Annotated in this window: 4 protein-coding genes; all 4 read right to left on the bottom strand. The window is 70.3% G+C overall.

Annotated features, from left to right (window positions below; translation table 11 throughout):
* Positions 1-56: 56 nt before the first annotated feature.
* From AC3ENX_RS14535 to AC3ENX_RS14520, 4 genes are read right to left on the bottom strand one after another with little or no spacing between them, the layout of a single operon-like run.
* Positions 57-773, bottom strand: a complete 717-nt coding sequence (locus tag AC3ENX_RS14535) for an anti-sigma factor (RefSeq protein ID WP_434812448.1) — start codon at positions 771-773, stop codon at positions 57-59.
* Positions 760-1,347: an RNA polymerase sigma factor gene (locus tag AC3ENX_RS14530; protein ID WP_434812447.1), complete on the bottom strand. Its 588-nt coding sequence runs from the start codon at positions 1,345-1,347 to the stop codon at positions 760-762. The genes AC3ENX_RS14535 and AC3ENX_RS14530 overlap by 14 nt, the downstream gene beginning before the upstream one ends.
* Positions 1,344-2,021 carry a class F sortase gene (locus AC3ENX_RS14525; protein ID WP_434812446.1) on the bottom strand — a complete coding sequence of 226 codons (678 nt, stop codon included), beginning with the start codon at positions 2,019-2,021 and terminating at the stop codon, positions 1,344-1,346. Before AC3ENX_RS14525 ends, AC3ENX_RS14530 begins: the two co-directional genes overlap by 4 nt.
* Before the next feature lie 9 nt (positions 2,022-2,030).
* Entirely contained in the window at positions 2,031-2,852 is an 822-nt protein-coding gene (locus AC3ENX_RS14520) for a DUF4397 domain-containing protein (protein WP_434812445.1), read from the bottom strand.
* Positions 2,853-2,974: the final 122 nt, after the last annotated feature.

Below are 2,974 nucleotides of genomic sequence, written 5' to 3'. Positions count from 1 at the left end.
ACTCGTCTGGCGCTTGTCGGCCGAGCCGAACGGGCTGATCCGCGCGAGGAGGCCGCTCAACTGGAGCTCAGCGCGCCCCGGACGATCGAGTCGCCGGAGTGACCGGGATCGCCGTCAGCGCTCTCCTGCGAGATGTCGACGACCGTGAAGGCATCGAGATCGACGTCGTCGGGCACCGGGAACACGCCGTCTTCACCCTCCAGGATGCCGAGACTCACCAGGTCGGATGCGTCGGCGGTCAGCAGCCACACCTCGCGATAGCCGTCGTCGGGAACGCTCGCGTCGAGTCGCACGACGACCTGGCTGTGGCCGTCGACCCGCTCGAGAGCGGCCTCGCCGTTCGCGCCCTGCCATTCGGGGAAGCCGTCGAGGGTGGCCTCCGACACGACGTCGGCGCGCGGCACGATACCGCCCGAGGCCCAGACACCCACGACGATGACGGCGGCCGCGGCGACGGCGCCGAGCGCGAGGAACATCGGACGACGGCGCAGGCGACGACCCGAGCCCCGCGCGACGTGATGGCCCGCTGCCGCATCCGCCCCTCCGGCCGGAGAGTGCTCGAAGGAGAGTTCACGGGCGATGCTGTCCCACACATGGGCGGGCGGGGCGAGGAGCGTATCGGACGAGGCGGCACGGCCCGCGACCACGGCGCGCTGGAAGGCGTGGACCTCGCTTCGGCAGTGTTCGCAAGACTCGGCGTGCGCGAGGTCTTCGGGCGCGATGCGCTCACCGAGGGCGAGGAGCGCAGCGACATCGGCGTCAAGATGCGACATGGGCGGCCTCCAATCGGGTTCGCAGGCGGGTGAGACTTCGGCGGAGATGACTCTTCACGGTACCGAGTGGCAGGTTCAGCCGCTCGGCGATCTGACCGTGGGTGAGATCGTCGTAGAACGCAAGGGTCACGACGGCCCTCGCATCGGGTTCGAGGTTGGCGAGCTCGTCGGCGACGAGGATCGAGTCGGTGACGTCGGGAGCGTCGACGACCGGTTCGGGCGTCACCGCCATCACCGCCTGCTCCAGGCGGGCCGCGCGGGCGCGCGCCTCATGGGCATCGGCGATCCTGCGCCGCGCGATGGCGACCAGCCATGCGCCCAGCGGGGCGCGGTCGGCCCGGTACGAGGAGCGCGAGGTCCACGCGGAGACGAAGGTCCGCTGCGTGATGTCCTCTGCTTCGGCCGGGTCTCCGGTCGACCGGACGGCGAGGGTGTAGATCACCCGTCCCCACCGGTCGTACATCGCTTTGAGCGCGCTCTCATCCCCCGCGGCGAAACGCTCCGCGAGCTCCATATCCTCGTCGACGACGTACTCCTTCGATACCGGTCGGACGGATGCGCTCGCGATGATCATGAAGCAGCCCGAGCAACCATCACCACGTTATCGCTGTAGCTGCGGGTTTGGGCATCGAATGAGCCTCCGCAGGTGATGACGACGAGCGTGGGCTCGCCATCCCGGACGAAGAGGTCTTCGACCGGCAGCTGCGCGCGCGGGATGTAGGTCACCGTGTCGATGACGTAGCGGGTGCGTACGCCGTCGGCATCCGTCACCGTCACCTCGCTCCCGGGCTCACTCTGTCGCAGCTGTGCGAGCGGGCCGACGCCGTATTCGCGGTCGTCCACATGAGCGGCGAGCACGGTGGCGCCGGTGGCGTCGGAGGGAGCCTTCCCGAACCGGTACCACCCGGCGATGGAGGGACGCTCCGGGATCTCCATGCTCCCGTCGGCCTGCACGCCGACCGGGACGATGGGCATCTCCACGTCGAGCGCCGGGATCTCGAGACGCTCCGGGGCGACCCTTTCGGCGACGGGCTTCGGTGTCGCGGGCGAGACCGGCACCGACGCGCGGGGCGAGGGTGCCGGGCCCGCGGGCGCGGGCTCCTCAGTGCGCAGATCGGGATCCTGCGCGCTCCGCGCCGGTGCCTCGGAGGCCGGTGTGGGGGCACCGACCTCCGAGGCGGGGGCGCATGCCGTCACCATCCCGACGGCCAGGACGAGCGCGGCCGCGAAAACGGATCGAGACGACATGATCATCACTCAGCGACGAGCGGTCGCGGTGCGAGCGGCCATCGCGCCACCGGCGACGAGGGCGGCCACGAGGCCGGCGCCGCCGGCGATCAGCCAGCCGTTCGTGCCGTTCTCGGCGACGAGACCGGCCGAACCGGTGTTCACGCCGTCAGGGCCGGAGTGCAGGCCCTCGACCGTCTGCACGGCGAGCTGGAGGTTGCCGTCCTCAGCGCTGCCCCACGCGTAGACCATCGTCAGGACGCCTTCCTGGACCTCGACGTCAGCCGGCCCGATGACCGGTTCCGTCGTGCCCTCGAGGGCGACGGCGGCGCTCACGGTGCCCGCGGCCAGGTCGAGGGAGGCCTCCTCCGGGTTCGCGAGGCCGGTCATGACGGCCTCGCCGCCCGCGAGGATGTCGACGGCGGGAGCGGCGGCCACGTGACGGACCGTCAGACGGCCTTCGCCGGCGGCGGTCTCGGAGGTGTCGTTCGTGAACAGGTTGGCCGTCGGCTGGCCGTCGGCGTCGAGGTGGGCGACGGCGGTGTAGTTCATGCCGCCTTCGAGGGCGAGGTCGATGGGGCCGAGGACCGGCTCGGAGTCGTCTTCGGCGTCGGCTGCGGTCAGCGCGACGGCGTAGGTGCCGGCGGGAAGCTCGAGGGGCCCACCCAGGTCGCCCGGCTGGAAGTCGTCGATCGTCAGCTCACCGTCGACGTAGACGTCGACCGGGGTGTCGGGGATGCCGTGCAGCACCGAGAGATCGGCGGTGTCGCTGGTCGCAGCGGTCGCGGGAGCGAACGCGGTGAACGCGACGGCGGCACCGAGGGCGATGCCGGCGGAGAGTGTCTTGCGCATGAGGAACTCCTTGCTGATTCGGCGCGACCTGTTCGCGCTGTCACAGAGGTATTCCGACGCACACCTTCATTTGGATGCACCTGAATGAAAAAACTTTTGAAATGGATTCTCAGTCGTCGTCG

Source organism: Microbacterium sp. bgisy189, from assembly GCF_057707225.1.
This window is presented reverse-complemented; position numbering and strand designations above follow the sequence as displayed.

Bases quoted from the DNA above. Each gene is read 5' to 3' on its own strand.
- AC3ENX_RS14520 (WP_434812445.1), bottom strand. From the start codon at position 2,852: ATGCGCAAGACACTCTCCGCCGGCATCGCCCTCGGTGCCGCCGTCGCG.
- AC3ENX_RS14535 (WP_434812448.1), bottom strand. From the start codon at position 773: ATGTCGCATCTTGACGCCGATGTCGCTGCGCTCCTCGCCCTCGGTGAG.
- AC3ENX_RS14525 (WP_434812446.1), bottom strand. From the start codon at position 2,021: ATGTCGTCTCGATCCGTTTTCGCGGCCGCGCTCGTCCTGGCCGTCGGG.
- AC3ENX_RS14530 (WP_434812447.1), bottom strand. From the start codon at position 1,347: ATGATCATCGCGAGCGCATCCGTCCGACCGGTATCGAAGGAGTACGTC.